This window comes from Pseudomonas sp. WT-JTC (genome assembly GCF_056711565.1).
The window spans coordinates 888,495-906,173 of the sequence record NZ_CM160042.1; the positions used below are offsets into that span (position 1 = coordinate 888,495).

Sequence of the window (17,679 nt, forward strand, 5' to 3'; positions counted from 1 at the left end):
CCCTTTAGTCGATGACTTTCGGAACCAGGTACAGGCCGTTTTCGACCGCTGGTGCGATGGACTGGTAGGCCTCGCGGTTATTGGTCTCGGTCACGACGTCCGCGCGCAGGCGCTGGCTGGCTTCCAGCGGGTGGGCCAGCGGTTCGATACCGTCGGTATCGACCGCCTGCATTTCGTCGACCAGCCCGAGAATGCTGTTGAGGGCCGAAGTGATGTGTGGAAGATCGGCATCATTGAGGCCAAGGCAGGCCAGATGAGCGATTTTTTCCACGTCGGAGCGTTCTAGCGCCATTGGGATTCTCCAGTGGAAAACAAAACGGACGGCGTCCGTGTGTTAGATTGTCGGAACACTACCGCACTTCTACGGTCATAAGGCCGCGATTGTGGGGCTTGGTGCACAGAAAAGCGGCCAATTTAACATATTGGCGCCTTGCCCAAAATCCCTGTCGTTGTTAGAGTTTGCCGCACTTTTTTACCCACGCGTTGCCTAGGGTCCCTTTCCCATGTTCAAGAAACTGCGTGGCATGTTTTCCAGCGATCTTTCCATTGACCTGGGCACTGCCAACACCCTTATTTACGTGCGCGAGCGCGGTATCGTCCTGAATGAGCCCTCCGTTGTGGCCATTCGGACACACGGTAACCAGAAAAGTGTCGTTGCTGTCGGCACCGAAGCCAAGCGCATGCTCGGCCGTACTCCGGGCAACATCGCTGCCATTCGTCCGATGAAGGACGGCGTTATCGCCGACTTCAGCGTGTGCGAAAAAATGCTGCAGTACTTTATCAACAAGGTTCACGAAAACAGCTTCCTGCAGCCTAGCCCTCGCGTGTTGATCTGTGTTCCATGCAAATCCACCCAGGTTGAGCGTCGTGCCATCCGCGAATCGGCCCTCGGTGCCGGTGCCCGCGAAGTATTCCTGATCGAAGAGCCAATGGCCGCTGCCATCGGTGCCGGCCTGCCGGTTGAAGAAGCCCGCGGTTCGATGGTCGTGGATATCGGTGGCGGTACCACCGAAATCGCGCTGATCTCCCTGAACGGTGTGGTTTACGCCGAATCCGTCCGCGTTGGCGGCGACCGCTTCGACGAAGCGATCATCACCTATGTGCGTCGCAACTACGGCAGCCTGATCGGTGAGTCGACTGCAGAGCGCATCAAGCAGGAAATCGGTACGGCCTACCCGGGCGGCGAAGTTCGCGAAGTCGACGTTCGTGGCCGCAACCTGGCCGAAGGCGTTCCACGCGCATTCACCCTGAACTCCAACGAAGTGCTGGAAGCTCTGCAAGAGTCCCTGGCAACCATCGTTCAGGCCGTGAAAAGCGCCTTGGAGCAATCGCCTCCGGAACTGGCTTCCGACATCGCCGAGCGCGGCCTGGTATTGACCGGTGGTGGCGCCTTGCTGCGTGACCTGGACAAGCTGCTGGCCCAGGAAACCGGTCTGCCGGTGATCGTTGCCGAAGACCCGCTGACCTGCGTTGCTCGCGGTGGTGGCCGTGCATTGGAAATGATGGATAAACACACCATGGACCTGCTTTCCAGCGAATAAGTCGCCGGATCGCCTCTATGCTGTTGAGCGCGCAGGCGGCACTTTGCAGTGCTGCCTGTTCGCGTTTATCTTCTGTCAGTCTGCATCCAGGCCGGATTGCCGCCGTATGAATAAACAGAACATTTGCCTGGGAGGAGCGGCTTATTAAACCGCTTTTCACCAAGGGCCCTTCACTGGGCGTGCGCCTGTTGGTGCTGGTCGTGCTATCGGTCGCGCTGATGGTGGTCGACGCCCGTTTCAGTCTGCTCAAGCCTGCACGCAGCCAGATGTCGCTGGTGCTGATGGACGCCTACTGGATCACCGACCTGCCCGGACGACTGTGGGAAGGCGTTGCCAGTCAGTTTGGCAGCCGGACCGAACTCGTCGCCGAAAACGAAAAACTCAAGACTGAAAACCTGCTGTTGCAGGGGCGCATGCAGAAACTTGCCGCCCTGACCGAGCAGAACGTTCGGCTGCGCGAGTTGCTCAACTCTTCGGCACTGGTCAACGAGAAAGTCGAAGTGGCCGAGTTGATCGGCATGGACCCCAACCCCTTCACCCATCGCATCATCATCAATAAAGGCGAGCGCGACGGCGTGGTCCTCGGTCAGCCGGTACTCGATGCCCGTGGCCTGATGGGCCAGGTGGTCGAGTTGATGCCCTACACCTCTCGCGTCCTGCTATTGACCGATACCACCCATAGCATTCCGGTGCAGGTGAACCGTAACGGTTTGCGGGCGATTGCAAGCGGCACCGGCAACCCGGAGCGTCTCGAGTTGCGTCATGTGGCCGATACCGCCGACATCAAGGAAGGCGACTTGCTCGTCAGCTCCGGCCTCGGGCAACGTTTTCCGGCCGGTTACCCGGTGGCGACGGTCAAGGAAGTGATTCACGATTCCGGCCAGCCGTTTGCCATTGTCCGCGCCATTCCGACCGCCGCCTTGAACCGCAGCCGTTACCTGCTGCTGGTGTTCAGTGACAATCGTACTGCCGAAGAGCGCGCCAACGACGCCGCCCAGGCCCAGGAAAACCTGGACGCACAGGGCGGTGGTCCGATCATTCCGGCGACAGTTCCGAAACTGGTCAACCCTGCAGCTCCCGCTGCGCCGGCCGCCGCACCGGCGACTCCTGCCACGGCGGCGCCTGCGGCCACTGCGCCAGCCAAGCCAGCCACCACGCCAGCCAAGCCTGCGGCCACGCATCCTGCGGCGACTAAACCCGCTGCCGCGAAGCCTGCCGCCAAACCGCCAGTCGCCGCGCCGGCCACTCCAGTGGGGAGAGAATAATGGGCGGTGTAAAAGCATCCCGAAACGGCTGGATAGTCTGGCTGACGTTCGCCGTCGGGCTGCTGCTGAGCGTTTCGCCCCTGCCGCAATTCATGGAAATCCTGCGCCCGCTGTGGCTGGCCTTGCTGCTGGCATTCTGGGCGTTGAACATGCCGCAGACAGTCGGGATGGTAACGGCGTTTTGCCTGGGACTGGCTGAAGACGTGCTCTACGGCACCTTGTTGGGCCAGAACGCATTGATCCTGACGCTCATCACCTACCTCGTACTGGCGCTGCAACAACGCCTGCGGATGTTCCCGATGTGGCAGCAGAGCCTGGTGATCCTGGTGATCTTCGGCCTCGCCCAACTTGTACAGCTATGGCTCAGTGCCTTGACCGGCAATCGTCAGCCGACGCTGGCGCTGGTGCTGCCGGCACTGGTCAGTGCATTGCTCTGGCCCTGGATCAGTTTCGGTTTGCGCGGATTGCGTCGACGCTACAAAATCAATTGATTCGGTCTGGCATTAGACAGGGAGAGGTCTTGATGAAACGGTTGTACCTCGCCTCTGGTTCGCCGCGTCGACGTGAACTGCTCACGCAGATCGGCGTTCCATTCTCCGCCGTCAGTGCGGACATCGATGAAACCCCTTTACCACAAGAATCCCCTTCGGCCTACGTCGAGCGCCTGGCGCGCGGCAAAGCCGAAGCAGGGCGCAGCGCTGTCGTGTCCGATGGCCCGTTCTGTGTGCTCGGAGCCGATACCGCCGTGGTGCTCGACGGAAAGATTCTCGGCAAACCGGTTGATCAAGCGGATGCGTGCACCATGTTGATGATGTTGTCAGGGTGTGAGCATGAGGTCCTGACCGCGATTGCCGTGCTCGATGGCGAACGTTGCGAGTCCCGGGTTGTCACCAGTCGGGTGCGCTTTCGTGATATCAGTCGTGAAGAAGCCGCCGCCTATTGGGCCAGCAGCGAACCAAGGGACAAGGCGGGCGGTTATGGTATTCAAGGACTGGGTGCGGTGTTTGTCGCCGGGCTCAATGGAAGTTATTCAGCGGTGGTCGGACTACCGCTTTGCGAAACCGCGGAACTGCTCGGCCATTTCGGCATACCCTGTTGGCAAGCCCGGAACGCAGACCAAGCAACGTTCTGAACAGATGCGGCCATTATCGTGAACATGCCTGAACGAGACCCTGCCATGAGTGAAGAGATCCTGATCAACATCACGCCGATGGAGTCGCGCGTGGCGGTGGTCGAAAACGGTGTCCTGCAAGAGGTCCACGTCGAGCGTACGCAAAAGCGCGGGATCGTCGGCAACATCTATAAAGGCAAAGTCGTGCGGGTATTGCCGGGGATGCAGGCGGCATTCGTCGATATCGGCCTCGATCGTGCCGCGTTCATTCATGCGTCGGAAATTTCCCTGCGCGAAGGCCCAGCGGTCGAGAGCATCAGTGCCCTGGTGCACGAAGGCCAGAGCCTGGTGGTGCAAGTGACCAAGGACCCGATCGGTTCCAAGGGCGCACGCCTGACTACTCAGTTGTCGATCCCTTCGCGTTACCTGGTGTACATGCCACGCACCGCACATGTCGGCATTTCCCTGAAGATCGAAGACGAAGCCGAGCGCGAACGCCTCAAGCAAGTGGTCACTGATTGCGTGGCCAAGGAAGGTATCAAGGAGGCCGGCGGTTTCATCCTGCGCACGGCAGCCGAAGGCGCAGGCGCCGATGAAATCCTCATGGACATCCGCTACCTGCGCAGGCTCTGGGATCAGATCAGCGCCCAGATCAAGACCATCAGTGCGCCCAGCGTTATCTACGAAGACCTCGGATTGGCGCTGCGCACCCTGCGTGATCTGGTGAGCCCGAAAATCGAGAAGATCCGCATCGACTCCCGGGAAACCTTCCAGAAAACCACGCAATTCGTCGCCGAATTGATGCCCGAGATTGCCGACCGTCTGGAGCATTACCCGGGCGAGCGGCCGATTTTCGACCTGTATGGCGTCGAAGACGAAATCCAGAAGGCGCTCGAGCGCAAGGTCCCGCTCAAGTCCGGCGGTTATCTGGTGGTCGATCCGGCGGAAGCCATGAGCACCATCGACGTCAACACCGGGGCGTTCGTCGGCCATCGCAACCTCGAAGAAACCATCTTCAAGACCAACCTCGAAGCCGCGACGGCCATCGCCCGTCAATTGCGCCTGCGTAACCTCGGCGGAATCATCATCATCGACTTCATCGACATGGAAGATGAAGAACACCAGCGCCAGGTGTTGCGCACGCTCGAAAAGCAATTGGAACGCGATCACGCCAAGACCAACATCATCGGTATCACCGAACTGGGCCTGGTGCAGATGACCCGCAAGCGGACCCGCGAAAGCCTTGAGCAAGTGTTGTGCGAGCCGTGCAACGCCTGTCAGGGACGCGGCAAGCTCAAGACCCCGGAAACCGTTTGCTACGAAATCTTCCGCGAAATCCTGCGTGAGGCTCGCGCCTATCAGGCGGAAGGCTATCGTGTATTGGCGAACCAGAAAGTGGTGGACCGCCTGCTCGACGAAGAGTCGGGCAACGTCGCCGAGCTGGAAGGGTTTATCGGGCGCACCATCCGCTTCCAGGTCGAAACCATGTATTCCCAGGAACAATACGACGTGGTGCTGCTCTGAAGCGTATCGTTTTGATTGTTCAAGAATGGCTGGCCTCAGCTTTTTGCAAATTTTTTGCCATGGGGGCCATCTGACATGGACCGTCTGACACGCATTTTGGCCGCACTGACCCGCTGGGGTCTGGGCCTGTGCGCGTTGGTTTTGGTGTTGATGGCGCTCTACGTCAGCCTTGGCCGGGAGCTGACGCCGTTAGTCGCCGAGTACCGTGCCGACATCGAAAGCAAAGCCAGCGATACCTTGGGCATGCCATTGCAGATCGGCGAGCTCGAAGGCAGCTGGAGTGGATTCGCTCCCATATTGATGGCGCACGATGTGACGGTCGGCGAGGGCGCCAATGCCTTGCACCTGGATCAGGTGCGTGCGGTGCCGGACCTTTGGGCCAGCCTGCTGGCCCGTCAGGTACGCATCGCTCATCTGGAACTCAGCGGCCTGAAGATCAGCGTCAAGGAGGGCAACGACGGTCAATGGGCGCTGGAAGGATTGCCGGTGCAGCAGGACCAGCCAACTGATCCGGAACAACTGCTCGATCGCATGCAGATGATCCAGCAACTGACGGTGCTGGACAGCCAGGTAACGTTGCAGCCATTTGCCCAGTCGCCGCTGACTCTGACTTACGTCGGCGTGAATCTGAAAACAGGTGCTACCCGGCAGCGACTCGACGCCCGCCTGACCCTGCCCGACGGCCAGCCGGTGGCCATGAGTCTGCGCACCCGCATTCGTGCCAGCCAATGGAAGGACGGTGAAGCCGAGGCCTACCTGAGCCTGCCGCAAAGCGACTGGTCGAAGTGGTTGCCCGAGCGAGTGACCCAGGAGTGGAGTTTTTCCGAGATCAAGGCCGGTGGCGAGCTTTGGCTGACCTGGGGCAAAGGCACCCTGCAAAGCGCAGCAGTGCGCTTGAACGCGCCACAACTCAAGGGCGCCTACGCCGAGCGCAAGCCGATCCAGATCAATAACCTGGCGCTCAATGGTTACTTCCAGCGCAGCGCCGAAGGCGTGTCAGTGACTCTGGATTCCCTGGCGATGAACCTCGGCGAGACCCGCTGGGAAACGCATTTGCAGCTCAAGCAAAGCGCCGCCACTAATACAACCGAAGAGCTCTGGCACCTGCAAGCCGACCGGGTCGATCTCACTCCGCTTACGCCGTTGCTCAACGCCCTGGCGCCGTTGCCGGAAGGTTTTGCCAAGGTCGTCGAGCGGCTGAAAGTCACGGGTGGATTGCGTAACGTGCTGGTCGACTTGCGCCCGAATGCCACCGACGACAGCAAGTTCGGGTTTGCCGCCAACCTCGACCAGGTAGGCTTCGATGCCTATCACGGTGCGCCGGCGGCCCGAAATGTCAGCGGCAGCATCAGCGGTGACCTGGGACACGGCGAACTGCGCATGGACAGCAAGGATTTCATGCTGCACCTGGACCCGATTTTCGCCAAGCCTTGGCAGTACATTCAGGCCAATGCGCGGCTGACCTGGAAACTCGATAAAGAAGGTTTCACCCTGATCGCGCCGTACCTGAAAGTGCTGGGCGAGGAGGGCAAGATCGCTGGCGACTTCCTGATTCGCCTGCATTTCGATCACACCCAGGAAGATTACATGGACCTGCGGGTCGGCCTGGTGGACGGTGACGGTCGCTACACCGCCAAGTACTTGCCGGCGGTTCTCAGCCCGGCGCTGGATGAATGGCTGCGCACCGCGATTCTCAAAGGCGCGGTGGATCAAGGCTTCTTCCAGTATCAAGGCTCGCTCAGTCACGGTGCCGCAGACGTGGATCGCAGCATCAGCCTGTACTTCAAGGTTCACGATGCCGAACTGGCCTTCCAGCCGGGCTGGCCCCATGTCGGCAAGGTCAGCGGCGACGTGTTCGTCGAAGACAGCGGTGTGCGGATTCTGGCCAGCAAGGGCCAATTGCTCGACACCCAGGTCAACGATGTTTACGTCAACATTCCCCATGTGCCTGCCGGGCAGAACGTTCATCTGTTCCTCGAAGGCGGATTTGCCGGCGGTTTGGGCGATGGCCTGAAAATCCTCCAGGAAGCGCCGATCGGCACCGGGGCAACCTTTGCCGGCTGGGAAGGCGAGGGAGACCTGCAAGGCAAGTTGAACCTGGACATTCCACTGGCAAAAGGCGAGGAGCCGAAGATCCTCGTCGATTTCAAGACCGCCAAGGCACGTTTGAAACTGGCCGAGCCTGTACTGGAACTGACCCAGCTCAAAGGTGACTTCCGTTTCGACAGTGCCAAAGGCCTGAGCGGGCAGAACATCAGCGCAAGGGCATTCGACAAGCCGGTTACCGCACAGATTTTTGCTGATGGCAGCCCGGGTAAACTCAATACCCGGGTGACCGCGTCGGGCCAGGTCGAGGTCAAGAAACTGACCGATTGGCTGAAGGTGGCCCAGCCTCTGCCGGCGAGTGGCGTGATCCCTTATCAACTGCAACTGACCTTGAACGGCGCCGACAGCCAGTTGCTGGTCAATTCCAGCCTCAAGGGCGTGGCTGTCGACTTGCCTGCGCCGTTCGGCATCACCGCCGATACCGGGCGCGACACGAAGTTCCGTATGACCTTGCAGGGCGACGAACGGCGCTATTGGGTCAACTACGGGGATCTGGCGAGCTTCACGTTCGCGGCCCCGGCCAGCAATTTCGCTGACGGTCGCGGGGAATTGTCCCTCGGTGGCGGCGAGGCGGTATTGCCTGACACCAAAGGCCTGCGGGTACGAGGCGTGCTGTCGGAGCTGGACGTTGGCCCGTGGAAGGACCTGGTGGATAAATACGCCGGACAGGACCCTGGCGGCAGCGCCAGGCAATTGCTCAGCGGTGCGGACTTCAAGGTGGGCAAGCTCAGCGGTATCGGCACCACGCTCGATCAGGCCTCGATCCAGCTGACGCGCAAGGCTTCCGCCTGGGCGCTGCAACTCGACAGCCAGCAGATCAAGGGCAACGCCAACCTGCCCGATACGAACGCGGTGCCGATCACGATCAATCTGCAAACCGTGCGCCTGCCCGCACCGGACCCGGCCGTGCTGGCCGATGAAAACTCACCGGATCCGCTGGCGTCGGTAGACCCGACGAAAATCCCCGCGATGGACATCACCATCAATCAGTTATTCCAGGGCCAGGATCTGGTGGGCGGCTGGTCGCTGAAAATTCGCCCGACGGCCAACGGCATCGTGTTCAACTCGCTGGACCTGGGCCTCAAGGGCATTCTGTTGGTGGGCAGCGGTGGCTGGGAAGGCGTGCCCGGCGCCAGCTCAAGCTGGTACAAGGGACGCATCAGCGGCAAGAACCTCGCCGATGTGCTGAAGAACTGGGGGTATGCACCGAGCGTCACCAGCAAGGACTTTTATATGGATGTCGATGGCCGCTGGCCCGGATCGCCGGCCTGGGTAGCGACCAAGCGTTTCTCCGGTTCGCTCGATGCGACGCTCAATCAGGGCCAGTTCGTCGAGGTTGAAGGCAGTGCCCAGGCGCTGCGGGTATTTGGTTTACTCAACTTCAACTCCATCGGCCGGCGCCTGCGCCTGGACTTCTCCGACCTGTTCGGCAAAGGCCTGAGTTATGACCGGGTCAAGGGGCTGCTGGTTGGGACGAACGGAGTGTATGTCACCCGTGAGCCGATCCGGCTGACGGGGCCGTCCAGCACGATCGAACTCGACGGCACCCTGAACATGGTGGCCGATCAGATCGATGCGAAACTGTTGGTGACCTTGCCGGTGACCAATAACCTGCCGATCGCCGCACTGATCGTCGGTGCACCGGCGGTCGGTGGGGCGCTGTTCCTGATCGACAAGCTGATCGGTGACCGGGTCGCCCGTTTCGCCAGTGTGAAATACACCGTCAACGGGCCGTGGAAAGAACCGAAAATCACCTTCGACAAGCCTTTTTGAAAAGCCATCCTTCGGGCCTATGGAGTAGCATGACCATTGCGGCTCGCCCCTTGTAGGAGCGAGCTCGCTCGCGATGGACGTGAACGATGACGTGGGCCGCCTGAAAACACGCGTCGCATTCAAACTCATCGCGAGCAAGCTCGCTCCTACAGGACTGTGTTGATTTCAATAAGGAAAAGGTCATGTCTGTCGCGGTGATTCAAATGGTCAGCCAGAGCGATGTGCTGGCCAATCTGGCCCAGGCCCGTCGGCTACTTGAACAAGCGGCTGCTGGCGGTGCGAAACTGGCGGTATTGCCGGAAAACTTCGCCGCTATGGGCCGGCGCGACATTGCCGACATCGGGCGCGCCGAAGCACTGGGCGAAGGCCCGATCCTGCCCTGGTTGAAACAGACCGCACGCGACCTCAAGTTATGGATAGTGGCCGGCACATTGCCGTTGCCGCCGGTGGATCAACCGACGGCCAAAGTGCATGCCTGTTCGTTGCTGGTCGACGACCAGGGCGAAACGGTGGCGCGCTACGACAAGCTGCACCTGTTCGACGTCGATGTGGCGGACAATCGTGGCCGTTATCGTGAATCCGATGACTATGCTTATGGCAGCGGGGTGGTCGTGGCGGACACACCGGTCGGCCGGGTCGGACTGACGGTTTGTTATGACTTGCGCTTCCCGGAGCTCTACAGCGAATTGCGTGCTGCCGGAGCGGAATTGATTACCGCGCCGTCGGCCTTTACCGCCGTGACCGGCGCTGCGCACTGGGACGTGCTGATTCGCGCGCGAGCCATCGAAACCCAGTGTTATGTGCTCGCGGCAGCCCAAGGTGGGACGCATCCGGGGCCGCGGGAAACTTGGGGGCATGCGGCAATAATCGACCCATGGGGTCGTGTGCTGGCACAACAGGATCAAGGCGAGGCCGTGCTGCTGGCCGAACGCGACAGTAGCGAACAGGCGTCCATCCGGGCGCGGATGCCGGTGTCCAGTCACCGGCGCTTTTTCTCGCAGGGCGCCCAGCGACCTGCATCAGAACGACGAATTTAAGGCGTAAAGCATATGAGCGAGTTGTTGTCCTCAGTCAGTGAACACCTGTTGGCGCCCGGTGGCGTCACGATCGAGAGCCTGCAAGGCGTGCTTGGCGATCTGGCCGGGCCGGGCATCGATGCGGCCGACCTGTATTTCCAGGGACAGATCTCCGAGTCCTGGGCGCTGGAAGACGGCATCGTCAAGGAGGGCAGCTTCAACCTTGACCAAGGTGTGGGCGTGCGCGCGCAATCGGGTGAAAAAACCGGTTTTGCCTACAGCAATGCCATCACTCTTGAAGCCCTGGGCGCTGCGGCGCGTGCCGCCCGTTCGATTTCCCGGGCCGGGCAACACGGCACGGTACAGGCATTCACCAGCCAGGACGTCGCGCAGTTGTATGCGCCGGACAATCCCCTGGAAGTGCTGACCCGTGCCGAGAAAGTCGATTTGCTCAAGCGAGTCGACGCCGCGACCCGCGCCCTCGACCCACGCATCCAGCAAGTCACCGTGAGCATGGCCGGTGTCTGGGAGCGGATTCTGGTGGCTTCCACCGACGGCGGTCTGGCGGCGGATGTGCGGCCGTTGGTGCGTTTCAATGTCAGCGTGATCGTCGAGCAGAACGGTCGCCGCGAGCGCGGCGGTCATGGCGGTGGCGGTCGGACCGATTACCGTTATTTCCTCGGCGAAGACCGCGCCATGGGCTATGCCCGTGAAGCGTTGCGCCAGGCGCTGGTCAACCTTGAAGCCATTCCGGCACCGGCCGGAACCTTGCCGGTGGTGCTCGGTTCCGGCTGGTCGGGTGTGCTGCTGCATGAAGCCGTCGGTCATGGCCTGGAGGGCGACTTCAACCGCAAGGGCAGCTCGGCTTATAGCGGGCGCATGGGCGAGATGGTTGCGTCGAAGCTGTGCACCATTGTCGATGACGGCACCCTGGCCGGTCGTCGCGGCTCGTTGAGCGTCGATGACGAGGGCACGCCGACCGAATGCACCACGCTGATCGAAAACGGCGTACTCAAGGGCTACATGCAGGACAAGCTCAATGCCCGCCTGATGGGTGTGGCTCGCACCGGTAACGGCCGTCGCGAATCCTACGCGCACCTGCCGATGCCGCGCATGACCAATACCTACATGCTCGCCGGTGAAAGCGACCCGGAGGAAATCATCGCCTCGGTGAAACGCGGCATCTACTGCGCCAACCTGGGTGGCGGTCAGGTGGACATCACCAGCGGCAAGTTCGTGTTTTCCACCAGCGAGGCGTACCTGATCGAGGACGGCAAGATCACTGCACCGGTCAAAGGTGCGACGTTGATCGGCAACGGGCCGGAAGCCATGAGCAAGGTGTCGATGGTCGGTAATGATCTGGCGCTGGACAGCGGCGTGGGCACGTGCGGCAAGGATGGGCAGTCGGTGCCGGTGGGTGTCGGCCAGCCAACGCTGAAGATTGATGCGATCACCGTGGGTGGCACGGGCGCGTAAGCGGTTTTTGAAACAGTGAAGCTTCGGGTGAGTTGCAGGGCAACTCACCCGATCAGGGATTCAACGCAGACCGCGTTGAGTCTCGTCCAGCTCACGGATGTACTTGAAGATTTTACGGCTGGAAGCAGGAGGCTTGTTTTGCGCAACCTCATGCTGGGCCTGACGGATCATGGAACGCAGTTGCTGGCGATCGGCGTCAGGGTAGTCGACGACGAACTTTTCCAGAACGGCATCGTCACCGGCAATCAGGCGATCTCGCCAGCGCTCCAGGTTATGGAAACGCTCGTTGTACTGGCGAGTGGAGGCATCGAGTTGATCGAGCAAGACCAGAATGGCGTCAGTGTCCTGATCGCGCATCAGCTTGCCGATGAACTGAAGGTGCCGTTTACGCGCGATGTTCGCGGTGTGCTTGGGTGCATCGGCCAAGGCCCGGCGCAAGGCGTCGGTCAAGGGCAGCTTTGCAACCAAGTCAGGCTTGAGTGTTGTAAGGCGCTCGCCAAGGTCAACCAGAGCATGCAGCTCGCGTTTGACCTGGGATTTGCTTTTTTCTCCCGTATCGAGGGAGTCGTCGTAAGAATCAACCATGGTGGCAGTCCGCTAAGAAACGCCGCCATGATAACCAGTCGGGGGCCGCTTGTCCGGCCCGGTCGCTCGATGACCGTTACCGAAAGCAGAATTTGAGTGGAGAACAGCATGAGTGCAGTTGAAAGCGTCGGCCCACAAGCGTTGCCGGCACTGCAGGAACAAGTCGAGCAGATCATCGCTGAAGCCAGGCGCCAGGGGGCCAGTGCCTGTGAAGTGGCGGTGTCGCTTGAGCAGGGTTTGTCGACTACGGTGCGCCAGCGTGAAGTCGAAACGGTCGAATTCAACCGCGATCAGGGATTTGGCATCACCTTGTATGTCGGCCAGCGCAAAGGCTCGGCCAGCACTTCGGCCAGCGGTCCGGAAGCGATTCGCGAAACGGTTGCCGCTGCACTGGCCATCGCCAAACACACTTCGGAAGACGAAGCCTCGGGCCTTGCGGATGCCGCGCTGATGGCGCGGGATATTCAGGATTTCGACTTGTTCCACCAATGGGACATTACTCCGGAACAAGCCATCGAACAGGCCCTGGCCTGCGAAGCCGCGGCGTTTGCCGCCGACAGCCGGATCAAGAACGCCGACGGCACCACCCTCAGCACCCATCAGGGCTGCCGCGTCTACGGCAACAGCCATGGGTTTATCGGCGGTTACGCGTCCACTCGCCACAGCCTGAGCTGCGTGATGATCGCTGAAGCCGACGGCCAGATGCAGCGTGATTACTGGTACGACGTGAACCGACAGGGCAATTTGCTCGCCGACCCGGTCAGCATCGGCCAGCGCGCTGCGCAACGGGCGGCGAGCCGTCTGGGCGCGCGTCCGGTGCCGACTTGCGAGGTGCCGGTGCTGTTTTCCGCAGAATTGGCCGGGGGGCTGTTCGGCAGTTTCCTGTCGGCGATTTCCGGCGGCAGCCTGTATCGCAAGTCTTCGTTCCTCGAGGGCACTCTCGGTCAGAAGCTGTTTCCGGAGTGGCTGACCATCGACGAGCGTCCGCACCTGATGCGGGCATTGGGTAGTGCTGCGTTCGATGGCGATGGCCTGGCAACCTACGCCAAGCCGTTCGTCGAAAAAGGCGAATTGGTGTCCTACATCCTCGGCACCTACTCCGGCCGCAAGCTCGGCATGCCGAGTACGGCCAACGCTGGCGGCGTGCACAACCTGTTCGTCACCCACGGCGATGAAGACCAGGCGGCCTTGCTGCGGCGTATGGGGCGCGGGCTGTTGGTCACTGAGTTGATGGGCCAGGGGCTGAACATGGTCACCGGTGATTATTCCCGGGGCGCGGCGGGTTACTGGGTCGAGAACGGCGAAATCCAGTTCGCGGTCCAGGAAGTGACCATCGCCGGCAACATGCGCGACATGTTCAAACAGATCGTCGCGATCGGTAATGATCTCGAACTTCGCAGCAACATCCGCACCGGTTCGGTGCTGATCGAGCGGATGACGGTGGCGGGCAGCTAACCCTTCCTGTGACACAAAAAGGCGCGCCACCCAATGGGTGGCGCGCCTTTTTTATGGTTCTTCGCGGAGTTTCGGGAAACACAGAAACAAAAACGCCGTTTTGCTTGATGATGGTGATGGATACGGCGCTCGCCACAAAGCCGCGCGTTTACTCGCCTTCGTCGAAGTAATTGTTGATCAAGGCCACCAGCGCATCCATCGCTTCCCGTTCCTGCTCGCCTTCCGTGCTCAGATGGATTTTGGTGCCCTTGCCGGCGGCGAGCATCATCATGGCCATGATGCTTTTTCCATCGACGGTGGATTCTGGCGTGCGTCCCACGCGGATCGTGCAACCCGTGAATTGGCCGGCGACACCAACGAATTTTGCAGAAGCGCGGGCATGCAGGCCCAGCTTGTTGATGATTTCGATTTCCAGAGCAGGCATCGCGATGTGAGTCCTTTAGCTGAGGTCGCGGTGGCGAACCTGGACGTTCTTCAGGGATTTTTGCAGCGTCTGCCCCAGACGCTCGGTCAGGTAGACGGAGCGGTGATGTCCGCCCGTGCAGCCAATGGCAATGGTGACGTAGGCGCGGTTGCTGGCGGCAAAACGAGGCAGCCACTTTAGCAGGTATGTGGAAATGTCCTGGAACATCTCTTCGACATCCGGCTGTGCCGCCAGATATTCGGCAACCGGTTGATCGAGCCCGGACTGCTCGCGCAATTCCGGTTTCCAGTAAGGGTTTGGCAGGCAACGCACATCGAACACCAGGTCGGCGTCCACCGGCATGCCGCGTTTGAACCCGAAGGATTCCACCAGGAACGCAGTGCCGGGTTCCGGTTGATTCAACAGGCGCAGTTTGATGGCATCGCGCAGTTGATACAGGTTCAGGCTGGTAGTGTTGATCTTGAGATCGGCGAGGTCGGCAATCGGCCCGAGCAGGACGCTCTCGACGCTGATGGCTTCGGCCAGCGAGCGGTTGGCGTTGGTCAGGGGGTGACGTCGGCGGGTTTCCGAGAAGCGCTTGAGCAGTGTTTCTTCGTCGGCGTCCAGGTACAGGACATCGCACTGGATGTGGCGGCTGCGGACTTCTTCGAGCAGGTCGGGGAAGCGTGACAGGTGGCTGGGCAGGTTGCGGGCGTCAATGGAAACGGCGACCAGCGGCTGCACCAGTTCAGTATGAATCAGCGCTCGTTCGGCCAGTTCCGGCAGCAGGCCGGCAGGCAAATTGTCGATGCAGTAGTACCCGTTGTCCTCAAGGACGTCGAGGGCGGTGCTTTTACCTGAGCCGGAGCGGCCACTGACGATGATCAAGCGCATGATTACTGACCGTTTTGCTCGTCCAGGACAACCTGATACAGGGCTTCATTGCTCGGAGCGCTGCGCAGTTTGTCGCGCACGTCCTTGCGATCGAGCATGCTGGCGATCTGCCGAAGCAGTTCAAGGTGCGCATCGGTGGCGGCTTCCGGGACCAGCAATACGAACAGCAGGTCAACCGGCGCACCATCGATGGCGTCGAAATCGATAGGGGCGTCAAGGTGCATCAATGCACTGATGGGCGATACACAGCCCTTGAGACGGCAATGTGGAATGGCGATGCCGTTGCCAAAACCGGTGGAGCCGAGTTTTTCACGGGCAATCAGCGCCTCGAAGACATCTTGCATCTCCAGACCCGGCACTTCGCGGGCGATCAGATTGGCAATTTGTTCGAGGGCTTTCTTTTTACTGCCACCCGGCACGTTCACCAGGGAACGGCCGGGGGTCAGGATACTTTCAAGTCGGATCATGGGTTGGGAGTGTTAGCGACCGGTTGCGCCCTGAAGGAGGCTCTGGGTCTTTTCCTTATGCTTTTTGAGTTGTTTATCCAGCTTGTCGGTGAGTGCATCGATCGCGGCGTACATATCGGTATGTTCCGCGTTCGCGACCACTTCATTCCCGGGAATATGCAATGTGGCTTCGATTTTCTGCTTCAACTTTTCGACGGTCATCGTGACCTGCACGTTAGTGATCTTGTCGAAGTGTCGCTCCAGTCGTTCGAGTTTTTCGCCGATGTAGGAGCGGAGAGGTTCGGTCACTTCCAGTTGGTGTCCACTGATGTTGACTTGCATACAGCTTCTCCTTCGTTGCCAGTGCATAAAGCGGTAGACCAGATGATCTACCACTGGAACGCTGTGGCGTGGCCCTACATCAACCGCTTGCGTTCGCTCGAAGGCGCGATCCCGAGGGATTCGCGATACTTGGCGACGGTGCGGCGGGCCACCTGAATGCCTTGTGCCTCCAGTAAACCAGCGATCTTGCTGTCACTCAACGGCTTTTTCTGATTTTCCGCGGCAACCAGTTTTTTGATGATCGCCCGGATCGCCGTGGACGAGCATTCGCCGCCTTCGGAGGTGCTTACGTGACTTGAGAAAAAGTATTTCAGTTCATATATGCCCCGGGGGGTATGCATGAACTTCTGGGTGGTCACCCGTGAAATCGTCGACTCATGCATGCCGACCGCTTCGGCGATGTCGTGCAGGACCAGCGGCTTCATGGCTTCGTCGCCATATTCGAGGAACCCGCGCTGATGCTCGACGATCTGGGTGGCTACTTTCATCAGGGTTTCATTGCGGCTTTGCAGGCTCTTGATGAACCAGCGGGCCTCCTGCAACTGATTGCGCATGAACGTGTTATCGGCGCTGGTGTCAGCGCGGCGCACGAAACCGGCGTACTGGGCGTTGACCCGCAGCCGTGGCACCGACTCCTGATTCAGCTCCACCAGCCAGCGCTCGTTGTCCTTGCGCACGATCACGTCGGGAACGACGTACTCGGCTTCGGTGGACTCGATCTGCGAGCCCGGACGCGGGTTGAGGCTCTGGACCAGTTCGATGACCTGGCGCAGTTCATCTTCCTTGAGCTTCATGCGGCGCATCAACTGGCTGTAGTCGCGGCTGCCGAGCAGGTCGATGTAATCGCTGACCAGGCGCTTGGCCTCGGCCAGCCAAGGGGTCTTGGCTGGCAACTGGCGCAATTGCAGCAGCAGGCATTCGCCCAGGTTGCGGGCACCGATGCCGGCGGGCTCGAATTGCTGGATGCGGTGCAGGACGGCTTCGATTTCGTCCAGTTCGATGTCCAGCTCCGGATCGAAGGCTTCGAGGATTTCCTCGAGGGTTTCGTCCAGATAGCCCTGATTGTTGATGCAATCGATCAGGGTCACGGCGATCAGGCGATCGGTGTCGGACATCGGAGCCAGGTTCAGTTGCCACAGCAAGTGGCTTTGCAGGCTTTCGCCGGCCGAGGTGCGGGTGGTGAAGTCCCACTCGTCGTCATCGTTGCTGGGCAGGCTGCTGGCGCTGGTCTGGTAAACGTCTTCCCACGCGGTGTCGACGGGGAGATCGTTGGGGATGCGCTCGTTCCAGTCGCCTTCTTCGAGGTTATCAACCGTCGGGGCGCTTTCCTGGTAGGAGGGTTCCTGGATATCGGTGTTGGGCTTTTGTTCGGCGTTGTCGGCCAAGGGATCGGAATTGTCGAAGTCGTCGCCTTCTTCCTGGCGTTCGAGCATCGGATTGGACTCCAAGGCCTCCTGGATTTCCTGTTGCAGGTCCAGGGTCGACAATTGGAGCAGGCGGATGGCCTGTTGCAGCTGCGGTGTCATCGTCAGCTGCTGGCCCATTCTCAAGACTAGCGATGGTTTCATGGCAGGGGCTTAACACCTTATTCGCCGGCGCACATGCGCCATCCACTACAGGGCGCCGGAGCGCCAAACATAAGCAAATTATATGCCCGAAACTGCAGCGTTTGCCTAGAGCGCTGTAACAATAAAAAAGTGTTGATTTTTTATCGGGACAAGCGCTCGGACGACCTGCCAGAT

General features: G+C 60.2%; 16 protein-coding genes. 9 read left to right on the forward strand and 7 right to left on the reverse strand.

Annotated features, from left to right (window positions below; genetic code table 11):
* Positions 1-4 precede the first annotated feature (4 nt).
* Positions 5-292, reverse strand: a complete 288-nt coding sequence (gatC, locus tag AC06G5_RS03870; RefSeq protein WP_024011606.1) for an Asp-tRNA(Asn)/Glu-tRNA(Gln) amidotransferase subunit GatC — start codon at positions 290-292, stop codon at positions 5-7.
* Between the two features lie 211 nt (positions 293-503).
* On the opposite strand from gatC, the gene mreB reads away from it, so the two are divergent.
* The 8 genes from mreB (at position 504) to tldD (ending at position 11,812) form a co-directional block, all read left to right on the forward strand.
* Positions 504-1,541, forward strand: a complete 1,038-nt coding sequence (mreB, locus tag AC06G5_RS03875) for a rod shape-determining protein MreB (RefSeq protein WP_002555108.1) — start codon at positions 504-506, stop codon at positions 1,539-1,541.
* Between the two features lie 143 nt (positions 1,542-1,684).
* Positions 1,685-2,806 (forward strand): rod shape-determining protein MreC, encoded by a 1,122-nt coding sequence (gene mreC, locus AC06G5_RS03880; RefSeq protein ID WP_413705508.1) that lies wholly within the window; start codon positions 1,685-1,687, stop codon positions 2,804-2,806.
* Complete coding sequence (gene mreD, locus AC06G5_RS03885; RefSeq protein WP_413428594.1) at positions 2,806-3,297, forward strand: rod shape-determining protein MreD; 492 nt, start codon at positions 2,806-2,808, stop codon at positions 3,295-3,297. Before mreC ends, mreD begins: the two co-directional genes overlap by 1 nt.
* 32 nt (positions 3,298-3,329) lie before the next feature.
* On the forward strand, positions 3,330-3,938 hold the full coding sequence (locus AC06G5_RS03890) for a Maf family protein (protein ID WP_413428593.1): 609 nt from the start codon (positions 3,330-3,332) through the stop codon (positions 3,936-3,938).
* A 45-nt stretch (positions 3,939-3,983) separates the two neighbouring features.
* Entirely contained in the window at positions 3,984-5,441 is a 1,458-nt protein-coding gene (gene rng, locus AC06G5_RS03895) for a ribonuclease G (protein WP_007970246.1), read from the forward strand.
* A 75-nt stretch (positions 5,442-5,516) separates the two neighbouring features.
* Positions 5,517-9,320, forward strand: coding sequence for a YhdP family protein (locus AC06G5_RS03900; RefSeq protein ID WP_480458998.1), 3,804 nt, complete (start codon positions 5,517-5,519; stop codon positions 9,318-9,320).
* A gap of 182 nt (positions 9,321-9,502) precedes the next feature.
* Positions 9,503-10,357 (forward strand): carbon-nitrogen hydrolase family protein, encoded by an 855-nt coding sequence (locus AC06G5_RS03905; RefSeq protein WP_413428591.1) that lies wholly within the window; start codon positions 9,503-9,505, stop codon positions 10,355-10,357.
* Positions 10,358-10,369: 12 nt separating this feature from the next.
* The gene (tldD, locus tag AC06G5_RS03910) at positions 10,370-11,812 is read left to right on the forward strand and encodes a metalloprotease TldD (protein ID WP_111280901.1); all 1,443 of its coding nucleotides are present in this window, start codon (positions 10,370-10,372) and stop codon (positions 11,810-11,812) included.
* Positions 11,813-11,872: 60 nt separating this feature from the next.
* Here the strand turns inward: tldD and yjgA are convergent, their stop codons facing one another.
* A complete protein-coding gene (gene yjgA / locus AC06G5_RS03915) occupies positions 11,873-12,397 on the reverse strand; it encodes a ribosome biogenesis factor YjgA (RefSeq protein ID WP_008018722.1) in 525 nt (174 codons plus the stop codon).
* A gap of 108 nt (positions 12,398-12,505) precedes the next feature.
* Here yjgA and pmbA point away from each other — a divergent pair, with 108 nt between their 5' ends.
* On the forward strand, positions 12,506-13,852 hold the full coding sequence (pmbA, locus tag AC06G5_RS03920; protein ID WP_413428590.1) for a metalloprotease PmbA: 1,347 nt from the start codon (positions 12,506-12,508) through the stop codon (positions 13,850-13,852).
* Positions 13,853-14,000: 148 nt separating this feature from the next.
* Here pmbA and AC06G5_RS03925 read toward each other — a convergent pair whose 3' ends face one another.
* From AC06G5_RS03925 to AC06G5_RS03945, 5 genes are all read right to left on the reverse strand, one after another.
* Complete coding sequence (locus AC06G5_RS03925) at positions 14,001-14,276, reverse strand: HPr family phosphocarrier protein (protein ID WP_480458999.1); 276 nt, start codon at positions 14,274-14,276, stop codon at positions 14,001-14,003.
* Positions 14,277-14,291: 15 nt separating this feature from the next.
* On the reverse strand, positions 14,292-15,149 hold the full coding sequence (gene rapZ, locus AC06G5_RS03930; protein WP_413421117.1) for an RNase adapter RapZ: 858 nt from the start codon (positions 15,147-15,149) through the stop codon (positions 14,292-14,294).
* Positions 15,150-15,151: 2 nt separating this feature from the next.
* Positions 15,152-15,616 carry a PTS IIA-like nitrogen regulatory protein PtsN gene (ptsN, locus tag AC06G5_RS03935; protein WP_008018718.1) on the reverse strand — a complete coding sequence of 155 codons (465 nt, stop codon included), beginning with the start codon at positions 15,614-15,616 and terminating at the stop codon, positions 15,152-15,154.
* A gap of 12 nt (positions 15,617-15,628) precedes the next feature.
* Positions 15,629-15,937: a ribosome hibernation-promoting factor, HPF/YfiA family gene (gene hpf / locus AC06G5_RS03940; protein WP_008018717.1), complete on the reverse strand. Its 309-nt coding sequence runs from the start codon at positions 15,935-15,937 to the stop codon at positions 15,629-15,631.
* 74 nt (positions 15,938-16,011) lie between these two features.
* Positions 16,012-17,505 (reverse strand): RNA polymerase factor sigma-54, encoded by a 1,494-nt coding sequence (locus AC06G5_RS03945; protein WP_413421114.1) that lies wholly within the window; start codon positions 17,503-17,505, stop codon positions 16,012-16,014.
* Between the last annotated feature and the right edge of the window lie 174 nt (positions 17,506-17,679).